This window comes from Bifidobacterium colobi, from assembly GCF_018555455.1.
Classification (GTDB): Bacteria; Actinomycetota; Actinomycetes; order Actinomycetales; family Bifidobacteriaceae; genus Bifidobacterium; species Bifidobacterium colobi.
Window position 1 is genome coordinate 388,594 of the sequence record NZ_JAFEJU010000001.1, and the last position, 26,619, is coordinate 415,212.

Below are 26,619 nucleotides of genomic sequence, written 5' to 3' on the forward strand. Positions count from 1 at the left end.
ATGAGGTGCTATCCACTGTGAAGGATTCGCCGCATGATTGCACGCCGGAACGGGGTATGTGGTTCTAGCTTGCCGAGTTATCCACATCACGGAGTGTCGTCCACAACACTTGTGGATAAGTGGCATCAACGCCAACCGATATGCACACATCCGCACAATTACGTTCGACAATCCGCAGGGTTCGCCGGCAATGCTCACAAAGCCGCACATATCACTATCCACAACGGCCATTCGCGCAACATCGAGCGCAACATCGAGCGCAACATCGGGGCACAATACCGAGGCGCAATAACGAAGTGCAACACCGGAGCACAATGCAACAAGCCTCCGCAGGAAACATCTCTCGGAGGCTTGGTACTACAGAATAGCGGCAAAGCGCCAACGAGCTGCGCGCCCGCAGCACTAACGCACTGCCAACGTCAACGGCATGATCGCCACGCGCGACGCATCACCATTCGGCTTCTGCTTGGAAACGTTCCGGACGGAACGGCGCCAGCACTTGTGCGCGCAGCCCATCCAGCAGCTCGTCGGCAAGCAGACGACCCAACGCATAGCCCACGGTGGCACCGGAGTGCGTGAACGCAATCGCCAACGTGTCACCAGTTCCGGCAACCGCGCCCACTACGGGCAGTCCGTCGCCCGGAATCGGCCGCGGCCCCACCAGCACCTGTTCCACCGTCAATGTCGGACGCCCCTTCAGGAAGCTGGCGATATGCGTCAGCGTGGCATCCAAAGCCTCTTGCGGCACGGTGCCCTCCGGTGTCACGGCTGCTTCCAGCGGGTCGGCGACGATCACCAACCGGCCCTGATCATCCGTCCTGGCGCCGGCGAACGGAGCACGCAGAATCGTGCGCGGCGGATTATCGAGCGGCGCAGTCAGCACCGTGACACCCGTGGTCGACGATCGCGGAATAGTAATCACCGGCTGAGCCAGATCGGCAGTCGCTTCACCAGCCGCCACAATCGTACGGTCAGCGCGCACCTCACTGCCATCCTTCAGGCGGGCGCCCAGCACCGCGCCGTTCTCGTCGGTCAGCAGCGCATCAACCGCACCGTGCACAATCTGAGCCCCCGCTTGCGCGGCTTCACGCTGCAATTCGCGCGCAAACCCCGGCAAATCAACCCAGGCATCCTCAGGCACCCACAATGCGTCGCCCACAATGGTGTTCGGATCCAGCGCCGGCTCATACTGTTCGATTGCAGCCGAATCAATCACATAGGCATCCTGCCCTTGCGATGCCAGACGCGCAGCCTCCTCGCGAATGGTCTCGCGATGCGCGTCCTGATGCGCGGGCAGTTCCTGCCGACCATCCTTGCCTTCCCAATCCAGTCGGCCGGACTGGTGATACCACACGGGAGCCTCGCCCAGCTCCGCGTCTTTGACCTGACGTTGCGCCAATGCAAGCTTGCCGATGGTGCGCAGCGCACTGTACTCGGGAATGTTCACACCCGCGTCGTTGAGCCAGCCAAAAGTACGCACGGTGGCGCTGGCGCCCAATGCATCGGCGGCATCAGTGCCGTCGCCGCCGAGCAGGGTGACTTGGACGCCACGGCTGGCCAGACGATGCACGACTGCGGAGCCCAGAATTCCGGTACCGATAACGAGATAGTGGGGAGAGGTCATACATATTCCTTACTTAGTGCGGGGCAACCAGTATCTGGGTGCCGGGGTCGAGGATGATTAAGGATGGTGTCTGCAGGCAACGCCGCATAGTCGCAGCAGAATCAGCGGATGGATTATTGCCGAGGTTCCACGGCACCGGCCAACCAGTCGGTGAGGGTCAGCGCATCCCAGACCGGCAGTCCGGTATGCGCTTTGATGTCGTTGGAGAATGGTGGCAGATTCGTGCATTCGATGACGATGGCCCCGCAATCAGGCGCGCGGCCAAGTCCTTCATCAACCGCACGCAATACTTCTGCGAGCGCACGATTCGAATCGTAATCGTCCTCGGTTCCTTTGATGACGGACAGAAAGTACGGCGCATGAGCCATATCCTGAACCACCACGCGCGACCGATCGCTCTCGCCCACGCCGCTTTGCTCAAGGTGTGCGGGGGTGATGCGTTCGGCATCGATGGTGAGCAACAGTACTGATTGCTCGGGGCGCAGCAGTCGCAGCACCACCGGAATCTGAATCAGGCTGGACATGGCGATCGGAATATCGGTTCTGGAGGCGACTTCCTGCTGATAGTGCGCCAGCAATCCGCAGGAGGTGGCCGCGATGCGTACGCCTTGACCGGCCATGGTGTTGATGGCTTGGGCGAAACCGTCGGCCACCTTTTCGCTGCGCGGCCGGAACATGTCTTTGGGCCCCACGCCGGTGACCACCTGATATTGCACCGGATAGTCAAACGATCGAGCATTGCCGATGTCGCCCACCGGACGTGGAATATCGGAGTCCAGAATGGCGACCCCGGTTTCCACGCCGTAGAATGGGCGGCCGCGTTTCACGACGTTACTTGAGCTCATCGGGCACGAACCAGTATCCGGTGGTGTTGTTCTTGGCGAGATACTTCTGGAAGTCGCTGGACTTGTAGGCGGCCTCCACATCCTTGGCCCACTGCTTGTTGGCCTCATCCTTGCGGGTCACGGCAACGATCTCATATTCGGGCTTCAGGGTCTCCTGGGCGAGCTCCAGTTTCGGGTCGAGCTTGGCGCTGTACGACCAGCTGCCGGTGACCACCGCGTAATCCACATCGTCGAGCACGCGCGGAATCTGGCCGTTGTCCAGCGTCTTCAGGTTGAGGTTCTTCGGATTGGATTCCACATCGTTAATGGAACCGAGCGCGGAATCGGCATTGGTTTTCAGCGTGATCCAACCGAGCTTTTCCAGCAGGCGCAGCGCTCGGGCGAGGTTGGAGGGATCCTGGGAGACGGCGATGGTCGCACCATCCTTGATTTCCTTGACGCTCTTATGATTCGTGGAGTAGAGGCCCGCCGGCACGGACGGGATCGGAATCAGCGAGGCCAGCTGGCCGCCCTTCTTCTCGTTGTAGGCATCCATGTATGCGGTGTGCTGGTCCACGTTCAGATCGGTGCTGCCTTCGTTCAGGGAATCATTGGCCTGCTGGGCGTCGCTGAACGTGGTGACCTTGATGGTATAGCCTTCTTTCTCCAGAATCGGAGCCACACCCTTCTTGAACAGTTCGCTGTAGGGGCCCGGTGAGGCTGCCAAACGGATGGTCTTCTCATCATGCTCCTGGGCATTGGCGCTGCCGCATGCGCCCACGCCGGCAATCAGTCCGGCGGAAAGGGCAAGCGCGATCACCGCGCGAACGGTTTTACGAATCGTGGATGTCATACGGGTGTTTCCTTCTCTTGTTGCTTGAAGCGTTCATCACACAGAACGGCTCTCATGGCAAACCTCGCCGTCTCTGATTGTGTTCGATGCTAGCGTGGCGCGACCAGGCAACACAGGCGTGGCTTATATCGGAAACCTATAGCCGGCTACCAAGCTGTTGGCCTTGCGCGGTTCTTGCAGTCGTTCAAACTTCTACGTATATGAACGCGGTGTTTTATCGAGTACCAGCCCCATATGCTCGTATCATTCGCGGATGCTTATGCTTGGCTGCCGCATGCGCCGTATGCAGCAGCGCATAGGCATCCGAACTATCTCAGCCAACCCGGCCAACCCGATGAGAAACGAGGCTCCTATGAGTACGGCAGTCACCTTCGACCATGTGTCTAAAACGTATGGGCGAGGTGACTCCGCGTTCCAGGCGCTTGACAATATTTCCCTTGAGATTCCTCAGGGTTCGTTCTATGGCATCATCGGCTCTTCCGGCGCCGGCAAAAGCACGCTCGTGCGTACGGTGAATGGTTTGGTCAAGCCTTCTTCCGGCAGCGTGGATGTGCTGGGGCGCAATCCGGCTGCGCTGTCCAAGCATGAACTTGCAGGACTCAGGCATGAAGTCGGCATGATTTTCCAGCATTACAATCTGCTGCAATCCAAAACCGTGGCGCAGAATGTCGCCATTCCGCTGATTTTGGCGGGCGTACCGAAGTCCGAAATCGCCCCGCGCGTGGCACAGACCTTGGAATTGGTGGGACTTGGGGACCGTGCGGATTCGTATCCGGCGAAGATGTCTGGCGGCCAGTGCCAGCGCGTCGGCATCGCCCGCGCACTGGTGACCAATCCGAAGATTCTGCTGTCCGATGAGGCGACCAGCGCACTGGATCCAATCACCACGCGTCAGATTCTTGATCTGCTCAACGATATTCACCGGGAAACCGGTATTACCGTGCTGTTGATTACGCATCAGATGAGCGTTATCGCCCGCGCCTGCGAGCATGTTGCGGTCATGGCGCATGGCCATGTGGTTGAGCAGGGTCGGGTCGCCGACGTGTTCACCCGACCGGAGCATGCGTTGACCAAGCAGTTTGTGGAGACGGTGATTCCTCGGGCATTGCCTACGGATCTGACCAAGCGCATCGAGTCCGGTAAGGAAGGCGCTGTGGTCAAGGTGAGCTATCAGGGCGATGCCGGCCGGCATGTGCTCGCCGATCTTGAAACCGCCACAGGCGCGCATGGGCTCTCGCTACTGTACGCGCACGAAAATCTACTGCATGATGTGACGCTTGGCCAGCTGGTAGTCGGCTTGGACGGCGTGAATGGCGACGGCAACGATCTGGCTTCCCGCCTGCAGGCTTTGCGCAACGAACACTACACGATTGAGGTGCTTCATGACTGATTTCTTGGATTCCACGGTTACTTTCAGCCAGTATGCGCAGGCGTTCCAAGACACCGTATACATGGTGGGCATCGCCCTGTTCCTCGGCTCGCTGATCGGCATTCCCGTCGGTGTGGCACTGGCGATTACGCGTCAAGGCGGTCTGCTGGAAAACCGTGTGGTGTATCTGGTGCTGAACACGTTGGTGAACATCATCCGATCATTGCCGTTCATCATTCTTATGGTGGCCATCATGCCGTTCACGCGCGTGGTGGCCGGCACTTCGATTGGTACGAATGCCGCGCTGGTGCCATTGACCGTGTATGTGGCACCATATATTGGCCGTCTGATTGAAAGCGCGATCCTGGAGGTTGACCCCGGCATCTATGAGGCAGCCGAAGCAATGGGAGCCGGCACGTTTCAAACCATTCGCCTGTTCATCTTGCCGGAGGCCAAGGGGTCGATTGTGCTGGCTCTGACCACCGCATGCATTGGTCTGATTGGTGCCACCGCCATGGCTGGCACGATTGGCGGCGGCGGCATCGGTGATCTTGCCATCAGTTACGGTTATCAGCAGTTCGATACGATCGTCATCCTGATTACCGTGGTGATTCTGATTGTGGTGGTGCAGGCGGTCCAATCGTTCGGCAACTGGTATGCGCGCAAATCCCGCCATACCGCTACGGACGCGCAGTAGACCATAGCCAGTTCACACGCTCCCCCTGCTACGCCACGAAGGACGCAATGGAGGGAATCACACCGACGGCAATGAACGCCGGCAGAAAACACAGGCCCATCGGCAGCAGGAGTTGCACGGACAGGTGTGCGCCCTCCTGTTCAATGGCGGCACGCTCGTCACTGTCCATTTGCTCCAATGCTGCTTCAAGACGGGCACTCGGCGCATCACCGTGCAGCCACGATGGTTCCAACGCTGCACGGAACACCGGCATGAACCCCGTCTGCTGACGTTCGCCCACATGCCATGCATCAGTCCAGGTCACGCCGCGTTTCAGCATGCCGCCGACTTGTTCCAATGCCGCACCGCTGTTCCCGCCTACCGCATGCCCTACGGCCTCGCATGCGTCGGGGATAGACGAACCCTGTTCAATCGCCACCCTCAGCAACCGTAGTATCAGCATGGCGTGCAGCGCATCATCAGGAGGGCTCGCAGCAGTCATGTGGTCATCGTTCAGAGGCGGCAAACGATAACGAATATCGCATGGCTGCGTCTGCAACCACAGTGCCATGGCACAACCGATTGCACCCAGCCAAACCCAGAACATCGGCGCCATCATCGACCTTTCAATAATGCTCGAGTCCATGCTAATCCAGCCACATAGCCGCATCCGCCCAGAGCAAGGCAGACCCATCCGCGGGCCGAGCCGAGCAAGAATCGCAGTGGATAGCCGCCCATCAACTCGCCGAGCAGTATGGTGCCAACAGGCAGTACACTCAGCAATCCAACAGTGGCTTTCGGCATGGCGAGCGCTTGCGCGCGGGCATGCTGCAGCAGACGCAGTTGTCGGTAGGAAGCCAGCACCACTTCCAAGCATGGCGATATTCGGCATCCCAGCCGTTCGCTGAGTTGTACCGCAGCGTATGCGCCATGCGCGGCACGAGAAACCTGTTGAGTGGTCTCGTCAGGCAGCCGGATTCGTTGAAGCACCGTATCCAGGCGTGGTCGGGTGAGTTTTCTGGTGGCGAAGCGGCTGCCATACAACTCTTCATAGGCTTCAACCAGCGTGCCTCCGGCATTCATACGCGCAATAACCGCAGTGAGCGACTGGGCTATGCCGATACGCCGATGCGGCATAGCAGTATTCTCTTCGTGCTGGGAATGATGCTCACGTAGAGCGCCGGATGAGCCATGCCGAGCATCCATAAACCCATGCCACGGCCATATCAGCACTGCGAGCGCCACCATTACGGCGCACCACCATTGCATGCTATTGCACCTCCTTAGGTTGTCGTCATGCCGATGCATGAGCATCTTGTGCAATCGTCAGTTCGAGTCAGAAAAATGCCGGTTCCTCCAATTCCACCCATTGCTCTGGCGGAGGGGACCATTCTCCTTCCACAGCACTCCACATCCTCCGGAATCGAGGCCAATCCGGCGAATACCATGGGTCGCCCCATCCGGGCCAGCGCGCCAACGGCACCCCTGTCAACTCACCTCCGGCGGCTCCCAGCACACCGATCTGCGTAATATACCGACGCCCATACACCCTTTCCACATGAAGCACCACATCGAATGCATCACAAGCAAGCATGGTCATGGCCGCCGGCGTGATGTTCGCCAGCAGTCCCAGTGAAATCAGCCGTGAAGGCACACGTTCCACATTGTCGGCGTGCACCGTGGTCATGCCTCCGTTGTGCCCGGAATTGAATGCTCTCAACAAGTCCACGATCTCTTCGCCACGACATTCGCCAAGCACAATGCGATCGGGACGCATACGCAACGTCGCTTTGACCAGATCGGTCAAGCTCACCGCCCCGGCACCCTCCACATTCGCTTCACGAGCGATCAGCGATACGCAATTGGCGTGGCCTACATCACCGAGCTCGCGAACTTCCTCCACGGTGATGATGCGCTCATCTGCGGCACATTCCGCAAGCATCGCTTTGACAAGCGTGGTTTTGCCTGAACCGGTGCCTCCGGTAATCAGCACCGACGCTCCACGATGCACGAATCCACGCAACAGCTGCAACCACCCCCAAGGGAACATGGTATTGTCCGCCAAACGCTGCAACGTCAGCAGTTCTTTACTGGGGAATCGTATGGAAATCGCGGCACCCTGCGGAACCAGCGGCGCGATAACCGCATGCACGCGGATGCCGTCCACGCTGGAGGCGTCTGCAATAGGGCAGGCGTTGTCGAGTCGACTGCCGAGCTGCGCGCAGAGTTGCACCGCGTATTCCCGAACAATCTGCGGCGATGAGAAAGGCGCCGACAAGTGGTGTTCGCTCATGCCTGTTCCACGATCAACCCAGACGCGTCCATCGCAGGTCACCGCCACGTCGGTCACGGTTGGATCGTGAGCCAGTTCCGTTAACAATCCGAACGATACCGACGAATCCACAGTGCGTAGCTGATCAGCCACCGACACATTATTGGTTTTCTTCCTAGGCATCATCGCCCTCCTTGGATTGGCAAATCGTATGTTCCACGGCATCGGCAAGCAGTGTCATCGCTTTGCGACAGTTCTTTGGCACCGTACGGATGCCTAAGCCTTCGAGCACATCGCCGCACAGACTGGTATTGGGCTTGAGCGGGCCGAGCATCTCGCAGGCGAGATACGCTTCGGCTTCCGCAATGCTCACTTCGCCTCGGCCGCGCGGCGCACCTCGCGGCGCAATCCCTATGAGGCGCGGCTCCGAGCAGTGCCATGCGGCTAATGCGGCGCGATGGGTTCGTGCCCGAGCCAAACCAACCACGGAGAGTTCCACGCCCATAATGTGCATGCCCTGCTGCACATCCGGCAATGATTCCACCAGTGCGCCTTGCCCGGCATCCACAACCACCACATCATTCGCCTGCCCAAGCGCCCGAATCACGGCTTGTATCTCCCACCATTCCGGTTGCCGATCCAGCCATGGATTGCAGGGCAGCACACGAACACCCTCCCAGTCGATCAGCTCATCATTAAGTGCCGCGCCTTCGATATTCCCTAACGGAGCATCCACCTGATTGAAGCGCAGTCCTGGTTCACGCTCCATGCCGAGCAACAGATCCAAGCAACCTGATGCGAAATCCGCGTCAATCAACGCGCACCGATGCCCTCGTTGGGCCAGCATCCATGCCAGCATGGCAGCCGTGGTGCTCAATCCCATGCCGCTGTGGCTGGACGTGAGCGTGACGATATTATGCAATGCCACGTCGGTAAGCACAGCATGGTCCGGTGCTGTTTTGGAACGCTGCCGCTTAGTGGCCCCTCGCGTCTGAGCCGGGCGCGAGGGCGGTGAGTAGTACCGCAATCTCGGCTCGGTACGCGCAATACTGTGCGATTCTTGACTGGCTTTTGATTGCGACGGTGAAGATTGCTGCTGTGCTTGCCGCACTAATGGTGCTGACTGTGGCGGCTGTGCCACCGACAGGACCGAGGTAGTCGCTGAAGGTTTCGCAGCGGACCGAACGGTGCGACGAGCCTTAGGCTTGACGGCTGTCGGTGGACGCAGCACTGCGGTAGTGCCGGTTCCGGTTCCCGTTGGCAACGGAACCGGACCCACACTTGGAGAGATGGCCGGCGGCAAGGCGACGCATGCCGCTCGCGATGATAGTGAAGTGCTCATAGCTCGATTGAACATGGGCGGCTCATCGATGAGCAACCGAAATCGACCTATGTGGTTCTAGCTTGCCAAGTTATCCACACTCCGGTGTGTCGTCCACAACAATTGTGGATAACCGACTGATTGCGGCATAGTACGGACGGATTTCCGCAGCGCCCCGGTCATCGCCGCGGGATCTCGCACAAATGTGCACATCCATCTGCCCTGAAATACACAAAAGCCGAGCTTATGGCACAACATGTTCCACAGAATGTTTCACACTCTGTTTCACAGTTATCCACAAGCCCGGCTTTGCTACCAAGCGTACAGTGCTGAGTACAACACCGAGCACATCACCCGGTGCAACGCAGCTGCTTACTTATTGCCGAGGTTTTCGATACCGGATTCCAGCGTATCCAGCTGCGAATCAGTCACCTTCATATGGGCGTGCGGCTCAGCCTGAGCTTCCGCAGCATCCTCAGCGGCAGGCTTCTTCTTGCCGAACTTGGCCTTAAACAGGCCCACGATGGTCGGAGCCAGGGAGACCAGCAGAATCAGCACGATCACCAGTTCGAAGTGATCCTGCACCGCCGGAATATTGCCGAAGAAGTAGCCCAGCAGCGTGAACAACGTGGACCACGTCAAGCCGCCCAACACGGAGAACGGGGTGAAACGGCTCCAGCGCATGCCGGAAATACCGGAGATGAACGGCATGAACGTACGGATGAACGGGAAGAAACGACCCAGAAACACGGCCAGCGGGCCCCACTTCTCAATCATGCCTTCGGTTTTGGCGATGCGCTCCGGGGTCATGGCCTTCACCTTGCCGGACTGGATGATGCGGCGGCCGAAGAAGTGACCGATGAAGTAGTTGCACTGGTCGCCGATGATAGGCGCGCACCACACCACCGGCAGCAGGTACATGAGCGGCAGTGCCGCCTTACCGGTTGCCGCGTCGGGAGCCGCGAACACACCAGCGGCGAACAGCAATGAATCGCCCGGCAGGAACGGGAAGAAGACCACGCCGGTCTCGACGAAGACAATCAGGAAGATAAAGCCCAACGTGGGGGCGACGCCCATGGCAATCCAACCGGCGATGGCCGCGCGCGGATCCTTGAGCAGTTCAATAATGAAATTAATAAAACCCATGCTATTCCTATGACATTCGAGCGAAAGCAATATTCGCATTCGTTCTGTGCGGCGCTGCCTGAACCAAGTTGGACTCGTCAGACGTTCGCCGTGAAACCGCCAACCACCCTACCAGCAGGCCATAGCAAAGATAACGCCCAGCCACTAAGGCTGGGCTAAAGTTTCACGCTTCCAGATGCTGGCGCACAAATCCGTCGAGCGCTGCCGCATTGATGCCTTCATAGGAGTCGATGGCGGCGAACTGACCGAGACCCGAGTTGTCGGTGCGAATCCAACCGGTTTGCGCGATCAGCGTGGCGCCGGATGCGGCACCGGCCTTGAGACCCACCGCGGAATCCTCCAGCACCACGCACTTGGCCATGTCTTCCTGAGCGATGCCAAGCTTGGCTGCCGCCGCCAGATACGGCGCAGGATTCGGCTTGTGCTCATACGGATCGTCACCGCACACGTAGCCGGCGAACAGGCCCTCCGACTGTGCCATGATGTTCTCGGCCATACGTCGCGGCGAAGTCGTAACCAGCATGGAAGGAATGCCAGCGTCCTTCAACGAATGCAGCACATCACGCACTCCCGGAATCCACGGCAGCTGACGGACCTCCGCGTTGAACACGTAATCCTTCAGCTGCTTGTCGATTTCCTCAACACTGAGGGTGCAGCCGCGCTCAATCATGTTGCGGGCAACATTCGGCACCGGCGTGCCCGAGCACATCCAGCCAAGTTCCTCATCCCAGTAACCGCCATTGGCGTGAGCGATTTCGATTTCGCCGTCATGCCACAGCGGCTCCGAGTCGATAAGCGTGCCGTCCAGATCCCAAAATACGGCTTTGAGCAGCATGGTTCCTCCGTCTTCAGTCATGCAACGCGATGGTTGTTCCCATTGCACCAACCGAGCACGACAGATGCGGCACCGAGGCTAAGCAAGCCTGTCACCAGCCCCACAGCACCATGGACTTGGAATCGTCGGCAGCAGTGGAGCTGCCGGAGCCTGAAGCGTGCGAGGATGCCGGGCGCCCCGGTAGCTCGCGAGTTTCACGGCGAATCGCATTGCGCCACAAGCGGGCGCGATTCGAGCGCTGCACTTCCACAATGTTGCCGTCGCGACCGGCAGCGAATACGCTTTCCTCACCACTGGCTTGCATGCGCTTGATCTCGCGGCGCAGCTGGCGGTTCTCCTCTTCGAGTTCCAGAATGCGCGCGATGCCGGAAAGATTAATGCCCTCGTCCTGACTCAGGCGTTGTGCGCGGGCGAGTCGTGCGATATCGCGCAGACAGTAGCGGCGAGCGCCGCCGCCTGTGCGCTGCGGGCGGATCAGACCCAGCCGGTCATACTGGCGGAGGGTCTGCGGGTGGATATTGGCCAGCTCGGCGGTCTGACCAACGGTGAAGATGGGCAGTTCAATGTCGAAGCCAACGTCATCGGCCCCATCCAAATCAGCCCTGCCCATCACCAGCGCGGTGGCGCACATGGCGTACAACTGCCGCATCTGATTGGCTGTTCGTGCCATCATGCGCCTCCTTACTTACGCTGCGTTCATTGCTTGTGGTTCAACTTATGTAGCAACGATCAAAGGCTCCCCTCTCACGGAGGGGAGCCGGGAGTGGAGTGATCACCGGCTCAGATAGTCGCCGGCCTTTTCGTCGAATTCCTTAGCTGCGTGCTTGAGCATCAGCCCCGGCTTAGCGGGAACCATGATCTGCACACGACCAATCAGATCACCCGGCTGGTTGCCGCGCTTGACGCCCAGCCCAGCCAGCTTGATTTCCGCGCCGGAACTCGAACCTGCCGGCACCTTGAAGGTGACCGGGTTGCCATCGATATCCTTGGCTTCGACCTTGCCGCCAGCCACGGCCTCGCCCACGGTAACGGGCAGGTCCATCACGATATCCGAGCCGCGCATCGAGAAGGTCTCATCCGGCTTCACGGTAACGTGCAGGTACAAATCGCCTGCACGACCGCCGTTGATGCCCGGCTTGCCTTTGCCGGCCAGCTTGATCTTCTGGCCATCCTTGACGCCTGCGGGCACATGAGCCTTGAACTTCTTGCCATCCACAGCAAGGGAGACCGTGGCACCCTTAACCGCTTGACGCAGTGTCAAGCTGATCTTGGAGTTACGATCCTCGCCGTTTTCCGGACGCGGCGCCTCCTCGTAGGAGTAGCCGCCAGCGTTGCCGTATGGCGAGCCAGCGCCTTGACCTGCAGCACCACCGAACATGGAGAAGATGTCGTTCAGGTTCGGATTGCCGCCACCCGATGTGGAGAAGCGGATACGCGAACCATTACCGCCCATGCCAGCGCCGGAACCGGCACCGAACATGGAACCGAAGATATCGGAGAAACCAGAGGCATCGAAGCCACCGGAACCGGAGCCGCCGGCGAAGCGGGCACCACCCATGCCGAACTGGCGAATCGCATCATACTTCTGGCGTTCGCTCTTATTGCTCAGCACATCGTATGCTTCGGAGATGTCCTTGAACTTCTCTTCGGCTTCCTTGGTCTTGTTCAGATCAGGATGGTACTTACGGGCCAGCTTGCGGTAGGCCTTGGTGATTTCGGTTTCAGTAGCGTCCTTGGAGACACCAAGGACTTTGTAGAAGTCTTTGTTCAGCCATTCATTCTCAGCCATTCATGTCTCCTTTCTAAAAGTATGTATGTAGTGTTTTGCCTCCCTATTGCGGGGAGGCAAAACATGGATCAGTTGTGGGGTGAGGCTACAACCACTCGGGCGGCGCGGATCACGCGATCGCCGATGCGGTAGCCTGCTTCGACCACGGTATCGACTGTTTCCTTCTCGGCATCGGCATCCGGCTTGTGCAGGATGGCCTCATGCTTGGTGGGGTCGAAGTCCTCGCCTTTTTCGCCGAACTTCTCGACGCCGAACTTCTCGAATGCCTTGTCGATCTTGGCGGCCACAGCCTTGAAGGAATCATCCATCTCGCTGTGCTCGCGGATACGATCGATATCGTCGAGGGCCGGCAGCAGCGCGGTCAGCACGTCGATGATGCCGTGCTGACGGAAGCGCTCCTGTTCCTTCTGCGCACGATTGCGGTAGTTGATGAACTCCGCACGTTCGCGCTGCAGGGCTTCGAGATATTCAGCAGCTTCCTTCTTGGCCTTGCCCAGCGGGGTGAGGGTGTCGTCGGCATTGTCTTGCTTCTCTCCCTCAGCTTCGCTGCGCTCAGCGGCTCCCTCATCAGAGGGAGCCGAAGAGGAGTCACCCGTGGGCTTTGCCGCGCCGGCCTTGTCGCCGGCATTCGCCGGGGCCTCTCCCTCAGTCGCGGGCTTTGCCGCGCCAGCTACCTCATCAGAGGGAGCCTGAGCGGAAGAAGCCGAGGAGGCTGCCAAATCGTCTGCGTCAGGCAGGTCGTTCAGGTAGTCGTCCTTATTGAACTCGGACATCACTTGTTGTCCTTGTCGTCATCGTCGTCCACAACCTCAGCCTCGACGGTGTCATCGTCGGAGGAAGAGGAGGCGGAACCAGCGGAAGCACCGGCTGCACCAGCAGCGCCGGCGGCACCCTCAGCACCCTGCTGGGCGTAGAGCACCTGGCCGATCTTCTGGGCGGCGGTCATCAGCTCGGTCTGAGCGGTCTTGACCTTCTCAGTGTCATCGCCCTTCAGGGATTCCTTCAGAGCGTTGACCTTCTCGGTGACTTCCTTGACGATGTCGTCGGAAAGCTTGTCCTTGTTATCGTTGACGAGCTTCTCGGTGCTGTAGGCGAAGGCCTCAGCCTGGTTGCGGGTCTCAGCGTCTTCCTTACGCTTCTTATCCTCAGCCTCGTGAGCCTCAGCTTCCTTGACCATACGATCGATCTCGTCCTTCGGCAGGCCGGAGCCACCGGTGATGGTCATGGACTGTTCCTTGCCAGTGCCCTTGTCCTTAGCGGACACGTGCACGATGCCGTTGGCGTCGATATCGAAGGTGACCTCGATCTGCGGGACGCCACGCGGAGCCGGAGCGATGCCGGTCAGTTCGAAGGTGCCCAGCGGCTTGTTGTCGCGAGCGAACTCACGCTCACCCTGGTAGACCTGAATCAGCACGGACGGCTGGTTATCTTCAGCGGTGGAGAAGACCTCGGAGCGCTTGGTCGGAATAGCGGTGTTGCGGTCGATGAGCTTGGTCATGATGCCGCCCTTGGTTTCGATACCGAGGGAAAGCGGGGTCACATCGATGAGCAGCACATCCTTACGATCGCCCTTGATGACGCCGGACTGCACGGCAGCGCCGACAGCCACAACCTCATCCGGGTTCACGGACTGGTTGGCTTCCTTACCGCCGGTGAGCTCCTTGACGAGCTCCTTGACGGCAGGCATACGAGTGGAACCGCCGACCAGCACCACGTGATCGATGTCGGACACGGAGATGCCAGCATCGTGCAGCACGTTGTTGAACGGGGTGCGGCAGCGACCGAGCAGGTCGGAGGTCATTTCCTCGAAGTGTGCACGGGTCAGGGTCTCATCCAGGTGAACCGGGGTGCCGTCAGGGGTCATGGCCAGGTACTGCATGGAGATGGAAGTGGAGGTGGAGGAGGAGAGTTCCTTCTTCGCCTGCTCAGCGGCTTCCTTCAGACGCTGCAGAGCGATCTTGTCCTTGCTCAGGTCAACGCCGTACTTGTTCTTGACTTCGGAGACCAGCCAATCGATGATCTTCTGATCCCAATCGTCGCCGCCCAGGTGGTTATCACCGTTGGTGGCCTGCACCTGAATGGTGGAGAAGCCGTCTTCATCCTTGCCGATCTCCAGCAGGGAGACATCGAAGGTGCCGCCGCCGAGGTCGAAGACCAGGATGCGCTCGTCTTCCTTGCCCTTCTCCAGGCCGTAGGCCAGAGCAGCTGCGGTCGGCTCGTTGATGATACGCAGGACGTTCAGGCCTGCGATCTTGCCGGCGTCCTTGGTTGCCTGACGCTGGGCATCGTTGAAGTATGCCGGGCAGGTGATGACGGCGTCGGTGACGGGCTCGCCGAGGTAAGCCTCAGCATCCCTCTTCAGCTTCATCAGGATCTGTGCGGAGATCTCCTGAGGGGTCCACTTCTTGCCGTCGATCTCGACGGTCCAGTCGGTGCCCATGTGACGCTTTACGGAAGAAATAGTGCGGTCAACGTTGGTGACGGCCTGACGCTTGGCCACTTCGCCGACGAGGATTTCGCCGGACTTGGAGAATGCCACCACGGACGGCGTGGTGCGTGCACCCTCAGCGTTGACGATGACGGTGGGTTCGCCGCCTTCCAGCGTTGCGATGCAGGAATTCGTAGTACCCAGATCGATACCAACTGCACGTGCCATAATGTGTGCTCCTTTTCGTTGTTTATTCGTTCTTACGTTTCTCGCCCAAGTTCCTTGGGATCCTTTGTGGATTCCTTGGCAGGTTCTTGGACCTTCCAAACTTGAGCCTACATCACTCAACTTCCCGATGGCAAGTTCTATTCCCAAATTCGTCACAAAAAGTTGAGCGTGTTGCGCTCAGGTTTTCGCGGCACTATGGCGAGCGCGCGCATCCCAGTCAGCATCCAACTGCAGTACAGGTGCCACTCAGCCGACGCATCTACAGTGCAATGCACAGCGCAGTTATGCAAATAGCATACGTTCGCATAACTGTATTGACGCGCAAATATAATCATTAATACATTGCCATTGATATTGTTACGCGAACGTTTGCAGTGTATGATGCACCATAGTTGACAACACAGCGCAGTAGTATCACAACAGTTCGGCGTCACAGGACGACGCCATCTGTAGTGCCGGATGATGCAATCGAGGAGGGCTTATGAATAAGGCGGACATCCATGAAGTGGCTAAGGCTGCCGGCGTTTCCATTTCCACGGTGTCTCGCGCATTCACTCGCCCGGATCTTGTTTCAGACAAGACCCGCCGCAAAGTGCTGGAGATTGCCGACAAGCTTGATTTCAACATCTCGCGTTCGGCCACAGCGCTGAAGTCGGGACGCACCAACCGTGTGGCGCTCCTGATGAACGAGGAGATCACCAGCTGGTTCAATACGCAGACCTTTGCCGGTATCGAATCGGTCATGCATCCTGCCGGATATGACATTTCACTGTTCCAGCACATCGATACCGAAGAGAACCGCCACGAGTTCTTTACCGAGATGCCGATTCGGCGCAATGTGGACGCCGTGTTCGTGGCCTCATTCGCCATCGACCCGCATGAGGCGGAACAGCTGCAGCGACTTCACGTGCCGATCATCGGCATCAACACGCCTTCCGAGGATGGCTTCGATGCCACCATCAGTATCGACGATGAGCATGGCATGTACACGGCCACCCAGCATCTCATCAATCTCGGCCATAAGCACATCGTGTACCCGTGTTCGGAAGCCGCGCTGCTGAATTCCTCGATCGACGCGCGTACCCGCGGATTCATCCAAGCCTGCAAAGACAACGAAGCCAAGCACGGACTCAACTGGCAGGTGCTCTCCGTGCCACGCGGCCCGGCATTCGCAGATTCGGCACTATCCGCGCTGCTGGCACTCGAGGCATTCCCCGATGCGATTTGCTGCCAGATGGATATGATGGCCATCCCGCTGGTGCTGAAGCTGGAGCGGTACGGCCACCGCACGCCGCGCGACTATTCGATTATCGGCTTTGACGACAGCCCTTACGCCGATACGATTAATCTGACCACGATGAAGCAGGACCCGTATGCGATGGGTCGTTCGGCAGCCGCCAAGGCGCTGAAGTTGATTGAAGGCGAGCCGCTCGATCACCCGCACGAAGTGGTGGAGGCGCAGCTGGTGCCACGCGGCACCGATATGCCGTTTGGCGAAATGGCCTAGGCGTTGTACACAGCTGCCATAGCAGCACTACAGCAACGCGCCGAGAATCAGCATCGCCGGATACAGGGCGTAGAACACCCATTTGGTCCAGGAATGCTTGTAGCCAAGCTCCTCGTTACGGTAGTGGAGGAACGCCACGCCGATACCCGGGGTAATGCACATCACCGCGCCCAACAGCCCGGCGGTGAACATCATCGTGTTTTCGCGGGGAGCCAGGAAGTAGAAGATCATCACAAAGGCGAGGGTCACTGCGCCCGTATACATCACACGCTGGCTTACGCCCACATGCATGATGAGATTCCACAGTATGCCGGCCACAATCACAGCAATGGTCAGCGCCCAACGCACCACACCGGAGTAGTGCTTGGCAAGCCAATCCACAGCCATCAGCACCAGCAATGCGAGCACCAGACCCCACACCGGGTTACTGACCCAGAACGACGCGGCCGAGCTTCCGGCGGTATCGCTCTTTGAGGCAATCCGGAACGGTATGCCCCAGTCGCCGGTCATGATTTTGCCATACGGCACACCGGCAAGCACAGCGAGAATAAACAGGCCAGCCCAATACCGCCCAACGTTGCGTGTGTGGCGCCAGCCATCAAACAACAACCATGCGTAAATCGGCACGGCACACCATGATGCGACCTCGCACACCACCGCAACGGTAAGACCGGTCATATTGTCTTCGTTCAACGGGCCGAACATCATCGGCACCAACGTGGTAGAAGCCACGGAAAGCGCCATGAATACCGCACCGATTACCTTGAGACGAAAAACAGACAATCCTTTGCGCCTTCGCACAGTGTCGACAGCCTTACGCTGGCGAGCCATTTCGATGTCGTTCATGGATGCTCCTTCTACCGAGCGATTCGGCTATTGTTCGCCCTGCACGCCGAGGAATCGCATGATTCCAGCATAATCAGGGCCGGTAAGCGACAATACTGCATCCGCGCACTCCGGCGGATCATTCTGCGGTGAAATCGCCGTGTGCAGATAAATCCCATCAATGCCGGCTGCGCGAGCCCCGGCGATATCCGAAACCGAATCATTACCAACCATAACCACTTGCTCCGGGCGCAATCCTTCACGAGCCAGCGCACGACTAAAGATTTCCGGCGACGGTTTGCGCACGCCCTCCTCACTGGAAATCAGTATGCGATCAAACGCGTCGGCGATCCCCAACAAACCCAGTTCCGGACGGGTATAGCAGGATTGCGCGTTGCTGACGAGTACTACGCGCAATCCCGCGGCTTGCAAGCGGGCGAGCAGCTGTCGCGCGCCCGGGTAGAGGCGAAGCAGACTGGTACTGGCACGCCGAAACGTCCAAGCAAGACGTCTGGCGACCGACGGATCCACCACCTCGCCCGACATGCCGCCTATGCCGGCTTCGCCACCAGCCAGACGTGACGCCAGCCCCTGATACACCGGCAGCAGATCAGGCTCAGCCCATTCGCCATGCGCCTCCTCAGCAGCGGCCCAAATCGGCGCGGCAAACGCCTCGAACCGCTCCCGCAACACCGTATTGGAGGGATAGAGCGCGCCACATTCAATGGCCAGACCATCACACAGCTCCGTCCATGCTCTCCACGACGATTCATCTGTGCGTATATCAACCAACGTGCCATACAGGTCAAAAAACACGGCGCGATAGCGCGACACCTTATTCACGGGACTCACGAGACCGCCTCCAGACGGTAAAGCTATGCGGCGGCAGCACCAACAGTCGGCGCTCGACTTGGGGAGTCGTCACTTCTGGCTCCGAACAATAGATGCACTGCCAATCATTGGGCGCAATCTTCGCGACCTCATCGTACGGGCCCGGCATTTCCAACTGCACCGCAGCTTGCGTGCGCGTATCGTCCGTAGGGTTGATGGCCACGCAATCGTCGCCTACGCGGAACACCACTACCTCGTCGTTGCGCGGCACGATCATGCGCGCGCCGCCGAAGTACGCAGGATTGCCACGGCGCAGGCGAATCAGCGCCGCATAATGATCCACCAAACCGCTTAAACGTTGGGCTCGGCGCCAATCAAGCTGGTTCAGCGTCACCGGGCTGCGGAAGGAATCGGAAACACCATGCTTGGTGCGGGCGAATTCCTCGCCGCCCAAGAGGAACGGCACACCTGCTGCGGCGAACACGATGCCGGCCGCCAGCCGGTTCGCCTGCATCAAATCCTCGCAGCACGCACCTTCGGCCGCATAATCGGCATCCACCGGCAGCGGGCGCATGGTGGCACAGAGCTTGTCCCACAACGTCAGATCGTCGTGCGCGGAAACATACTGGATGAGCTGGCCCACGCTGGCGGTTCCGCTGAGTGTGCCTCGCCAGCCGTCTTCGGCATGGCGGATGTCGACGGCGTAATCGGCTGCGGCACCGGTAAGGTAGCCGGGTACTTTCTGGTAGAACACATGACCGCGGACCGCGTCACGCGTGGAATCGCAGAACATGCCGATACGCGGGCTCAGGTACGGCATGCCGCGCTTATCCGCCAGAATCGTGCCCTTGACGAGCGCGGTTTCGCGGGCCGCCCATGGCTCGCCGTGCATAAGAATGGTCGCACCTCCCGGCAGCTGGTCCAGTGCGGCACGCACCGCGTTCATGGTGTCCACGTCGATCAGCCCCATCAGGTCGAAGCGGAAGCCATCGATATGGTATTCACGCGCCCAGTAGGTTACGGAATCCACAATGTACTGGCGCATCATCGGATGCTCGGTGGCCACGTCGTTTGTGCATGCCGAACCGTCGGCGAAGCTGCCGTCTGCTCGCCTGCGCAACGCGTAGCCGGGAATCATGCGCTCAAACCAATTGTCGGTGGAGAACATATGGTTGTAGACCACGTCCATGATTACTTTGATACCGGCCTTGTGCAGAGCCTGAATCATCTGCTTGCATTCGCGGATGCGCACAGCGCCATCATGCGGATTGGTGCTGTATGAGCCTTCCGGAACGTTGTAGTTCAACGGGTCATAGCCCCAGTTGAAATCACGGTCGGCTGTGGTGTTCGGCACGGTTTCGTCAATGGAACCGTAGTCATAGAACGGCATCAGCTGCACTGCTGTGACACCGAGCCGCTTAAGATATGCGACGCAGGTGGGGAACTCACCCTTGCCATCCACGCTGGTATGCGCATGAGTGAAAGCAAGATATGTGCCGCGATGTTCAGCGGGTACGCCGCTATGTGGGTCGTTGCTGAAATCGCCGATATGGGTTTCCCAAATGACCAGATCGCGGCTGGGAACGTGCGGGCGACGATCCTCGGCCCAGCCGTCCGGATCGGTGCGGCTTACATCCACGACCATGCTCCGGCGTCCGTTCACACCGGCAGCGCGCGCCCAGGGGTCGGCGGTGCGATGTTCGGCACCATCCGGGAAACGCACGATGTAGTCGTAATAGGTGCCGTGGCCCACACCATCACAACGCACGAGCCATGTGCCGTTCTTGCCCGGGGTAAGCTCGTGGGATTCCATGCTGCTCGCTGCATCATCTTCGCCGGGTGAGCCGGCCGTGAACAGCCGCAAGGTGACACCGCTGGCCGTCGGCGCCCACACGCGGAACGTGGTGCCTGCGGCATCGGGATACGCACCCAGATCACCGTCCGTATACACGGGATAATCTGGGCACGGCATTGCCGTCTCGGCGGGGGTCCAATCGGCGACGGCCAATGAAGCAGGCTGCGGCACGGGAAGCTCCTTTTTTTGGGGGTATATGAGAATGGCTCCCGGATTCGGCGGGAGCCATTCAGTTATGTCAATGATTACGGTGCACGGCGGCGGGCTACCGCTTAACGCGTCAGTCCAGCAATTTCGGACCTCGCTCCGCTCGGGCTCAAACCTACCTTCGCTTAGCCTTTGACCGATCCGCTCATGGATTCTTGGTAGAAGCGTTGCATGACGATGAACAGGATGGCGATGGGGATGGAGATCACCACGGCTGCGGCGGCGAAGCGTGCATACCAGTTCTGGATGTATTCCTTATCGAGCATGAGCCACAGGCCCAAAGCCACCGTGTAGTTCGACTGCGTACGGCAGATCACCTTGGCCATTACGAAGTCGAGCCACGGGGTCAGGAAGCCGATGATGGCCTGGTAGACGATCATGGGCTTGCAGATCGGAATGATGATCTTGGTGAACACCTGCAGACGGGTGCAACCGTCCAGCATTGCGGCCTCGTCCAGCGAAGTCGGAATGGTGTCCATGTAACCCTTCATCACATAGAAGCCCGCACCCGAACCGGCCGAGTAGACCAGAATTAGGGCGATGGTGGTCAGCCCTTCACCGGTCAGGCCCACGGCTTTCAAAATGAAGTAGATGGCGGAAACTGCCATAATGCCCGGGAACATGCCGAGAATCAGCACCACATTCATGAACGTGCGGCGTGTGCGGAAGCGCAGACGGCTCATGCAGTATGCCACCGACAGCACAAAGAACATCGAGATCAGGCACACAAAGATGGCCACGATGAACGTGTTCATGAACATCTTCGGGAAGTTGAGCACCGACCGATCGGTGAACAATGCGATGTAGTTATCGAGTGAGAACTCGGTTGGGAAGAACGTCCTCGTGTATGGGGCGGTGTTCTTGTTGAAGCTTTCCGCAAACACCCACACGATCGGCACCAGCCAAATCACGGCCATGACGGCGAGGAACAGGTGGGAGAGCACGTCGCCCAAGATGCGGCGCTTCTTCGCATCGTGCATGAGGCTATGCGATTGCGCCTTCTGAATGCTGTGATTACTCACCGGAACGCCTCCTCATTCTTGTAGGAACCGGAGTTGCGATAGGTGATCAGCGACACCACCGCAAGCACAATGAACGTCATAATGCCGATGACTGCGCCAAGGTTGTAGTCGTTCTTATCGACTGTGAGCTTGTACAGCCAGGTGATCAGCAAGTCGGTCTTGCCGGCGGATGCGCCGACCGGCGTCGGATTGCCGGCGGACAGCAGGTAGATCACATTGAAGTTGTTCACGTTGCCGGTGAACGTGGTGATCAGGTACGGGGTGAGCACGAAGATGATGTACGGCATCGTGATCTTGGTGAAGATCTGCCACCAGTTCGCGCCATCGATCTTCGCGGCCTCGTACAGGTCGGCTGGAATGTTCTGCAGAATACCGGTGATCTGCATGATGGTGTAAGGAATACCAACCCACAGGTTGATGATGATCACGGTGACGCGCGCCCAAGTGGCGTTCGTGAAGAACGGCAGTGCGGTGTCAATCCAACCCCACTCCATCAATAGTCGGTTGATGGCGCCGGTGGGTTGCAGCATCGTGCGCATGACCAGCAGGGAGACGAACTGCGGCACGGCGATCGACATTGAGAAGCATGCGCGCCAGAATCCCTTGAACTTGGTGGTCTTACGGTTGATGATCATGGCGAAGAACATGCCGAGGAAGAAGTTGAGGAATGTGGCGAAGAATGCCCAGACCAGCGTCCACACCAGCACGGACATGAACAGTCCGGCGTTGACGGTGCCGCCCTTGTTGGAGAAGACCTCGGCGAAGTTCTTGAAGCCAACCCAGTCGAACAGGGTCAGGTTCTTGTGATCGTAGCTGGTGAATGCCATGGAGATCATGAAGATCAGCGGCAGCACGGTGAATACGAGGATGCCAAGCGTCGGCAGGAACATGAGCAGCTGGTTGACTTTCTGGTCAGTCAGCTCGCGCAGGTCATCCGAGAGGTTCGGAGCCTTCCCGTCCTTGCGCATGAGGCACTCGGCCTTGTATGACGCTTTCAGGGAGATGGTCCACAGGTAGACGAACAGAACGCAGACCACAAGCGTGCACACGCCGTAGAGCAGGATAACGACGGAGTTATCGCCGGCGGTGTAGACCCAGAAGCCATCCACCAGTTGCTTACCTTGCTTCTGGGTGCCCAGGCTGGGCAGCTTGCCTAAGTAGCTTGCACCATTCGTGATCATGAACACGATGAATGCGATTTCAAGCGCCAGTAGTGCGACGCCTTTGACATACTGCTTGCGGACGATGTTGCCGAGGCCGAAGATAACCGCGGACAGTTTGGTGAACACATCGCCCTTGGTCAATGCGGCTTTGACCGAGAATGGCGAAGGTGCCACATAGTCCGCGCCCATTTTCTTGCGGCGCTTCATCTCCCGCGGGGAAAGGGTTGCTGTGGTCATTGCACCCTACCGCCTCTCACAATAACGAGTAATGGATAATGGCATGTTTGCTCCGTAAACCCAAGGAAAGCTCGGGCATCGCTGTGACGCTACCCGAGCTCTGCCTGGATGAAGGAGGAGGAGAAAACAAGAAGACGAAACCGCCGATGCAGTGCTGGCGATTGCGGGCGGATGCGCGGTTTCATTGCCATCCGCCCGCAACTGGCGTACCTTGAACGGACCTCCAGCACCGGTTGCCTAGTGGCTATTCAGTTATGACATGCATTGGGCGATACGAGGAGTTTGGGGGTGGGTACGTTATCGCCCAAGATTTGATGGGGCACTACTTCACTCAGCGTAGGAGCCGACCTGGTTGACCCAGGCGTCGGTCTTCTCCTGAGCGTTGTCAGCAGTGACTTCCTTGTTGACCAGGGCCTTGCCGAAGGTCTCGGCCGGGGTCCACCAGTCGTTCATGCCCGACAGGCCGGACTGCACGATGGCGGTGTTGGCCATGGTGTCGGACTGTGCCTTGGCTGCCAGATCATCAGTGGTCAGGTCGGAGAGGGACTTGTCGGACGGCGGAATCTGGCGCAGCTCGTAGTGCAGCTTCTGGGATTCGGTGGAGCCGAGGAAGGCGGCGAACTGTGCGGCAACCTTCGGGTTCTTGGCGTTCGGGTTGTAGGCGGCAGCCTTGGTGGCGGCGAAGGACTTCATCTGCTTGGTTTCGCCGTTCACGGTGAAGGTCGGCAGCTGAGCGGCAGCGTAGTTGTCGCCCAGGGCTTTCTTAATGGTGGCAGCATCCCAAGTGCCGGAGAAGTAGGCCTTGACGGTGCCTGCCTGCAGCTCGGAAAGACCGGAGTTATCAGCGGAGTCGTGGAAGTTCGGGTTGGCGACGAGGGCGGCCAGGTACTTGGTGATCTCGGTGGAGTCCTTCGGGAAGACCATGCCAGCATCCTTGTCGTTGCCCTTTTCACCGAAGAGGGTCAGGCCATCGTAGAAACCACCGATGTACCAGGAGTTGGACAGCGGGAAGGCAACAGGAGCCTTGGCAACCATCGCATCGAGGCTCTTGACATCATCCTCGGAGAATGCGGACTTGTCGTAGTACATGAACCAGGTGTTGCCGGTGTAGGGCACGCCGTACAGGTTGCCGTCGGCACCGGTCATGGTGTTGATTTCCAAATCGCCGTTCTGTTCCTTGACCTGCTTAACGGCATCGGTACCGAGCTGGCCGATGGCACCGGCATCAATCAGGGTGCCGAGCTGGTCGGATGCGAACATGTAGACGTCTGCTGCAGAGGACGGATCGGTCTGCACGGTCTTGGAAGCGTCGCCTTCAGAGACCACGTCGTTCTTCCAGGTGATCTTGTATTCGGGGTGGGCCTTCTCGAAGTTGGCTTCGACCTGGGACAGCCAGGAGTTGTCGCCGTCCTGGTCCTCCTGCGGAGCCCACACCTTCAAGGTGACCTCGCCGCCATCAGCCGACGCTCCCTCGGAGGAGTTGGAGTTGCCACATGCGGCGAGCGGCAGCAACATGGCAGCTGCAGCGGTAAGACCGATAGCCTTCTTCCAGTTGATCTTCATTGATCGATCCTTTCTCTTTTTCTTGGCCTGTTACGTCCAAAGTTCTCGATCCGATGCACACGTTTTCAATCCATCTCTGGATATCGTGTTGCATACGCTTGCATTATCGTGGTTATGCCCTGAAATGTTTCGTGTTTGCAACGCTGCGGAACATCGTTAGCTGTAAGTGTACCACGGTTTTTGCATACGTTGGCAATATTTGCTAAACCGATAGTATTGCAAATAGACCACACCCCCGAAAACCTACGAAAACAAAGGAGTTTCCATGACCGACTCAATACGACACACCCAAACACATACGCGTCCCGACGCTTCAGCCGCCCGCCCAAGCTGGCTTGCCGAAGCACGATTCTATGAAATCTATCCGCAGAGTTTCGCCGATTCCAACGGCGATGGCATCGGCGACATCCAAGGCATCATCGGCAAGCTCGACTACATTCAGGACCTCGGCTGCAATGCGCTGTGGATCAACCCATGTTTCGACTCCCCTTTCAAGGACGCCGGCTATGATGTGCGCGACTACACCCGCGTAGCCCAGCGCTACGGCACCAACGACGATCTCGCTGCCCTGTTCGCCGCCGCACATGAACGCGGCATACATGTGCTGCTTGACCTAGTACCCGGCCACACCAGCGAGGAGCACGCCTGGTTCCGCACCTCCTGCCGCCCAGCCCCGGCAGCACGCACGCTCGGCAACGGCGAGAACGTCTCCGAGCGTTACATCTGGACCGATTCGTGGATTGCCGGCGGCGACGGCCTGCCGTTTATCGGCGGCGAAACCGAACGCGATGGCACCTACATCCTCAACTTCTTCAAGTGCCAACCGGCGCTCAACTACGGCTTCGCGCACCCGAAGTATCCGTGGCAGAAGCCGGCGCTCGGGCCAGACGCTCTCGCCACCTGCGAGGCATTGCTGGATGTGATGCGTTTCTGGCTCTCCCGCGGCGCAGACGGCTTCCGCGTGGACATGGCCGACAGTCTCGTCAAGCATGACGACGACGGCAAGCTCTTCACCATCCGCACCTGGCAATACCTGTTCTCGAAGATTCGCCCTGAGTTCCCTGAAGCCGCGTTCGTCTCCGAATGGGGCCGCCCGTACGAGTCGATGCAGGCCGGATTCGATATGGACTTCTACCTTGACTGGCGTTGGGACGGCAACCCGAACGGCTACAACATGCTGCTGCGCAACACCGATACACCGCTGGTCCACGAGAACGACGCCAGCTATTTCAATGCGGATTCCGGAGCTTCGATCAAGCCATTCCTCGACCAGTACCTGCCGCAGCTGCGCGACGCCGAACAGGCCCGTGGATTGTTCGATCTCATCACCTGCAATCACGACACATTGCGCACGGCCCAGCGTCTGACCGAGCACGAACTCCAGGTGGCATACGGCATGCTGTTCACCATGCCGGGCTGCCCGTTCCTCTACTACGGCGACGAAATCGGTATGCGCTACCGCCCGCTGCCCACCAAGGAAGGCGGCTATGTGCGCACCGGCAGCCGCACACCAATGCAGTGGGACGCGGCGGCACCGAATCTTGGGTTCTCGGCTGCGGCGAGCGCAGAGGCGCTGTATCTGCCGGTTGATTCGGCTGCCGAAGCGCCGACTGTCGCTGAGTCAATAGCACGCCCGGATTCGCTGTGGCACTGGGTGCAACTAATGCTCAAGCTGCGCGCCGAACATCCTGCGCTGGGCTCGTACGCTTCATTTGATGTGACTGCTGCACCGGCAGACGGCCGCGCATTCGCTTACGTCCGTTCGGCAGTCGACGCTGCTGAATCATTACTGATTGCGATGAATCCGGGACGTAACAGCGAAATCATCGATGTTCCGGAAGCATATGCAGTCGGCGCAGTACCATTGGTCACCCTTGGTTGGGAATCGGCTGCCGATGTGTGCACCACTGCATCCGGCGCAACGCTGCTGCTGCCGCCGCAGTCATTCGTTATCCTCAAGGCAGCCTGACCATCAGCAAAAGTAAAGCCTCTTGGTTTCCGGAACCAAGAGGCTTTACTTGTGATGCAAAAGGGCCATCCGCAG

23 protein-coding genes are annotated in these 26,619 nt (G+C 58.9%); 4 read left to right on the top strand and 19 right to left on the bottom strand.

The genetic code is table 11. From position 1 onward, the window contains the following. Nucleotides 1–448 precede the first annotated feature (448 nt). From JS530_RS01640 to JS530_RS01650, 3 genes are all read right to left on the bottom strand, one after another. A complete protein-coding gene (locus JS530_RS01640) occupies nt 449–1,624 on the bottom strand; it encodes an NAD(P)/FAD-dependent oxidoreductase (RefSeq protein ID WP_214375476.1) in 1,176 nt (391 codons plus the stop codon). 113 nt (nt 1,625–1,737) lie between these two features. After that, a complete protein-coding gene (locus tag JS530_RS01645; protein ID WP_214375477.1) occupies nt 1,738–2,451 on the bottom strand; it encodes an aspartate/glutamate racemase family protein in 714 nt (237 codons plus the stop codon). A 4-nt stretch (nt 2,452–2,455) separates the two neighbouring features. Continuing rightward, nucleotides 2,456–3,301, bottom strand: coding sequence for a MetQ/NlpA family ABC transporter substrate-binding protein (locus tag JS530_RS01650; RefSeq protein ID WP_214375478.1), 846 nt, complete (start codon nt 3,299–3,301; stop codon nt 2,456–2,458). Nucleotides 3,302–3,653: 352 nt separating this feature from the next. On the opposite strand from JS530_RS01650, the gene JS530_RS01655 reads away from it, so the two are divergent. Further along, the gene (locus tag JS530_RS01655; protein ID WP_214375479.1) at nt 3,654–4,691 is read left to right on the top strand and encodes a methionine ABC transporter ATP-binding protein; all 1,038 of its coding nucleotides are present in this window, start codon (nt 3,654–3,656) and stop codon (nt 4,689–4,691) included. Continuing rightward, nucleotides 4,684–5,367 carry a methionine ABC transporter permease gene (locus tag JS530_RS01660; protein ID WP_214375480.1) on the top strand — a complete coding sequence of 228 codons (684 nt, stop codon included), beginning with the start codon at nt 4,684–4,686 and terminating at the stop codon, nt 5,365–5,367. The genes JS530_RS01655 and JS530_RS01660 overlap by 8 nt, the downstream gene beginning before the upstream one ends. 28 nt (nt 5,368–5,395) lie before the next feature. Here JS530_RS01660 and JS530_RS01665 read toward each other — a convergent pair whose 3' ends face one another. The 10 genes from JS530_RS01665 to dnaK all read right to left on the bottom strand — a co-directional run bounded on the left by JS530_RS01665 (nt 5,396) and on the right by dnaK (nt 15,365). After that, a complete protein-coding gene (locus JS530_RS01665; RefSeq protein WP_240541033.1) occupies nt 5,396–5,848 on the bottom strand; it encodes a type II secretion system F family protein in 453 nt (150 codons plus the stop codon). A gap of 113 nt (nt 5,849–5,961) precedes the next feature. Continuing rightward, the gene (locus tag JS530_RS01670) at nt 5,962–6,615 is read right to left on the bottom strand and encodes a type II secretion system F family protein (RefSeq protein WP_214375481.1); all 654 of its coding nucleotides are present in this window, start codon (nt 6,613–6,615) and stop codon (nt 5,962–5,964) included. A 67-nt stretch (nt 6,616–6,682) separates the two neighbouring features. Next, nucleotides 6,683–7,801, bottom strand: a complete 1,119-nt coding sequence (locus JS530_RS01675; protein WP_214375626.1) for a TadA family conjugal transfer-associated ATPase — start codon at nt 7,799–7,801, stop codon at nt 6,683–6,685. Further along, a complete protein-coding gene (locus tag JS530_RS01680; protein WP_342590045.1) occupies nt 7,794–8,546 on the bottom strand; it encodes a nucleotide-binding protein in 753 nt (250 codons plus the stop codon). Before JS530_RS01680 ends, JS530_RS01675 begins: the two co-directional genes overlap by 8 nt. Nucleotides 8,547–9,311: 765 nt before the next feature. Further along, complete coding sequence (locus JS530_RS01685; protein WP_214375482.1) at nt 9,312–10,085, bottom strand: DedA family protein; 774 nt, start codon at nt 10,083–10,085, stop codon at nt 9,312–9,314. A 163-nt stretch (nt 10,086–10,248) separates the two neighbouring features. Further along, the gene (locus JS530_RS01690) at nt 10,249–10,920 is read right to left on the bottom strand and encodes an HAD family hydrolase (RefSeq protein WP_214375628.1); all 672 of its coding nucleotides are present in this window, start codon (nt 10,918–10,920) and stop codon (nt 10,249–10,251) included. A 91-nt stretch (nt 10,921–11,011) separates the two neighbouring features. Further along, entirely contained in the window at nt 11,012–11,590 is a 579-nt protein-coding gene (locus JS530_RS01695) for a heat shock protein transcriptional repressor HspR (protein ID WP_214375629.1), read from the bottom strand. Nucleotides 11,591–11,692: 102 nt separating this feature from the next. Continuing rightward, on the bottom strand, nt 11,693–12,709 hold the full coding sequence (locus JS530_RS01700; protein ID WP_214375483.1) for a DnaJ C-terminal domain-containing protein: 1,017 nt from the start codon (nt 12,707–12,709) through the stop codon (nt 11,693–11,695). A gap of 68 nt (nt 12,710–12,777) precedes the next feature. Continuing rightward, a complete protein-coding gene (grpE, locus tag JS530_RS01705) occupies nt 12,778–13,482 on the bottom strand; it encodes a nucleotide exchange factor GrpE (protein ID WP_214375484.1) in 705 nt (234 codons plus the stop codon). Beyond that, nucleotides 13,482–15,365: a molecular chaperone DnaK gene (gene dnaK, locus JS530_RS01710; RefSeq protein WP_214375485.1), complete on the bottom strand. Its 1,884-nt coding sequence runs from the start codon at nt 15,363–15,365 to the stop codon at nt 13,482–13,484. Before dnaK ends, grpE begins: the two co-directional genes overlap by 1 nt. Before the next feature lie 481 nt (nt 15,366–15,846). Here dnaK and JS530_RS01715 point away from each other — a divergent pair, with 481 nt between their 5' ends. Then, entirely contained in the window at nt 15,847–16,872 is a 1,026-nt protein-coding gene (locus tag JS530_RS01715) for a LacI family DNA-binding transcriptional regulator (protein WP_214375486.1), read from the top strand. A gap of 27 nt (nt 16,873–16,899) precedes the next feature. On the opposite strand, the gene JS530_RS01720 is transcribed toward JS530_RS01715, so the two are convergent. The 6 genes from JS530_RS01720 to JS530_RS01745 all read right to left on the bottom strand — a co-directional run bounded on the left by JS530_RS01720 (nt 16,900) and on the right by JS530_RS01745 (nt 24,575). Continuing rightward, nucleotides 16,900–17,718, bottom strand: a complete 819-nt coding sequence (locus JS530_RS01720) for an ABC transporter permease (protein WP_214375487.1) — start codon at nt 17,716–17,718, stop codon at nt 16,900–16,902. A gap of 27 nt (nt 17,719–17,745) precedes the next feature. Beyond that, nucleotides 17,746–18,549 (bottom strand): HAD family hydrolase, encoded by an 804-nt coding sequence (locus tag JS530_RS01725; RefSeq protein WP_214375488.1) that lies wholly within the window; start codon nt 18,547–18,549, stop codon nt 17,746–17,748. Next, nucleotides 18,533–20,554 carry a type I pullulanase gene (gene pulA / locus JS530_RS01730; protein WP_342590046.1) on the bottom strand — a complete coding sequence of 674 codons (2,022 nt, stop codon included), beginning with the start codon at nt 20,552–20,554 and terminating at the stop codon, nt 18,533–18,535. Before pulA ends, JS530_RS01725 begins: the two co-directional genes overlap by 17 nt. A 161-nt stretch (nt 20,555–20,715) precedes the next feature. After that, nucleotides 20,716–21,570, bottom strand: a complete 855-nt coding sequence (locus JS530_RS01735; RefSeq protein ID WP_217625421.1) for a sugar ABC transporter permease — start codon at nt 21,568–21,570, stop codon at nt 20,716–20,718. A gap of 38 nt (nt 21,571–21,608) precedes the next feature. After that, nucleotides 21,609–22,982 carry a carbohydrate ABC transporter permease gene (locus tag JS530_RS01740; protein WP_214375631.1) on the bottom strand — a complete coding sequence of 458 codons (1,374 nt, stop codon included), beginning with the start codon at nt 22,980–22,982 and terminating at the stop codon, nt 21,609–21,611. A 357-nt stretch (nt 22,983–23,339) separates the two neighbouring features. Then, nucleotides 23,340–24,575 (bottom strand): extracellular solute-binding protein, encoded by a 1,236-nt coding sequence (locus JS530_RS01745; protein ID WP_214375490.1) that lies wholly within the window; start codon nt 24,573–24,575, stop codon nt 23,340–23,342. Between the two features lie 265 nt (nt 24,576–24,840). Between JS530_RS01745 and JS530_RS01750 the strand changes: the two genes are divergently transcribed. Then, a complete protein-coding gene (locus JS530_RS01750) occupies nt 24,841–26,544 on the top strand; it encodes an alpha-amylase family glycosyl hydrolase (RefSeq protein WP_214375491.1) in 1,704 nt (567 codons plus the stop codon). Nucleotides 26,545–26,619: the final 75 nt, after the last annotated feature.